Source organism: Rhodococcus sp. YH3-3, assembly GCF_001653035.1.
Lineage (GTDB): Bacteria > Actinomycetota > Actinomycetes > Mycobacteriales > Mycobacteriaceae > Rhodococcus_F > Rhodococcus_F qingshengii.
This window is the reverse complement of the sequence record NZ_BCWH01000023.1, coordinates 1-1,390: the sequence shown is the minus strand read 5'-3', so window position 1 is coordinate 1,390 and position 1,390 is coordinate 1. Positions and strand designations below refer to the sequence as shown.

The window sequence follows — 1,390 nt, the reverse complement described above, 5'->3', positions numbered from 1 at the left end:
ACGGCTCGTGAGGTTGCGGGTGTGTCGGTGTTGGACGGGTTCGATGCGCAGGTGGCGGCGTCTCCGGATGCGGTAGCGCTCTCGTTCGAGGGTGTGTCGTTGTCGTATGCGGAGTTCGATGCTCGGGTGAATCGTTTTGCCAGGTATTTGGTTTCGGTGGGTGTGGGGCCGGAGTCGTTGGTGGGTGTGGCGGTTCGTCGGTCGGTTGATTTGTTGGTTGCGGTTTACGGTGTGCTCAGGGCTGGTGGTGGGTATGTTCCGGTGGATCCGGATCAGCCTGCGGAGCGTAATGGGTATGTGTTGGCGGCGGCGTCGCCGGTGTGTGTGGTCAGTACTTCTGATGTTGGTTTCGATGCTGGTGTGGTGCCGGTGGTCGAGGTTGATGTTGTTGATGTGTCTGGTTTTTCGGATGCTCCTGTCTCGGATGTGGATCGGGTTTCGCCGTTGCGGTCGGGGAATACGGCGTATGTGATTTTCACGTCGGGGTCGACGGGTCGGCCGAAGGGTGTGGCGGTCAGTCATCGCAGTGTGGTCAATCAGGTGTCGTGGTTGGCGGAGCGTTATGCGGTGTCGGGTTCTGATGTGGTGTTGTTCAAGACTCCGGTGACGTTCGATGTGTCGGTGTGGGAGTTGTTTGTTCCGTTGGCGGTGGGTGCTCGGTTGGTGGTGGCTACTCATGACGGTCATCGGGATCCGGGGTATTTGGCGTCGGTGGTGGCGGCGGAGTCGGTGTCGATGGTCTCGTTTGTGCCGTCGATGTTGGAGGTGTTCGTCGATCAGTTGGTCGACGCGTCGGAGGCGACGATTTCGCGTCTCGGTGGTGGTGGGTTGGGTTCGTTGCGGGTGATTTTCGCGGCGGGTGAGGCGTTGCCGGCGTCGGTGGTGGGTCGGGTGTTGTCGGTGTTGCCGTCGGTTGAGGTTCATAATTTGTATGGTCCGACGGAGTTCACGGTGCATGCGACGGCGGCGGGTCCGCTTGATGGTGTGGGTGTGGTGGTGCCGATGGGTGCTCCGGTGTGGAATTCGTCGGTGTTGGTGTTGGATTCGCGGTTGCGTCCGGTGCCGGTGGGTGTTGCGGGTGAGTTGTATTTGTCGGGTGTGCAGGTCGCTCGTGGGTATTTCGGGCGGGTGGATTTGTCGGCGGAGCGGTTTGTGGCGAATCCGTTCGGTGGGGTGGGTTCGCGGATGTATCGCACGGGGGATGTGGTGCGGTGGATCGGTGTGTCGGGTGAGCTCGAGTATGTCGGTCGTAGTGATTTTCAGGTGAAGTTGCGTGGTCAGCGGATCGAGTTGGGGGAGATCGAGGCTGCGGTTCGGGATCAGGTGGGTGTGGGTTCTGTTGTGGTGGTGGTGTGGCGTGATCAGTTGGTTGCGTATGTCACTGCTGCGG

The 1,390-nt window shown here is 60.4% G+C and carries 1 protein-coding gene; it reads left to right on the top strand.

Features of this window, described 5'->3' with window-relative positions; genetic code table 11:
* Positions 1 to 21 precede the first annotated feature (21 nt).
* Positions 22 to 1,390 (top strand): amino acid adenylation domain-containing protein (locus tag YH3_RS34625; protein ID WP_371595656.1); only part of this gene is annotated, 1,369 nt, incomplete at its 3' end.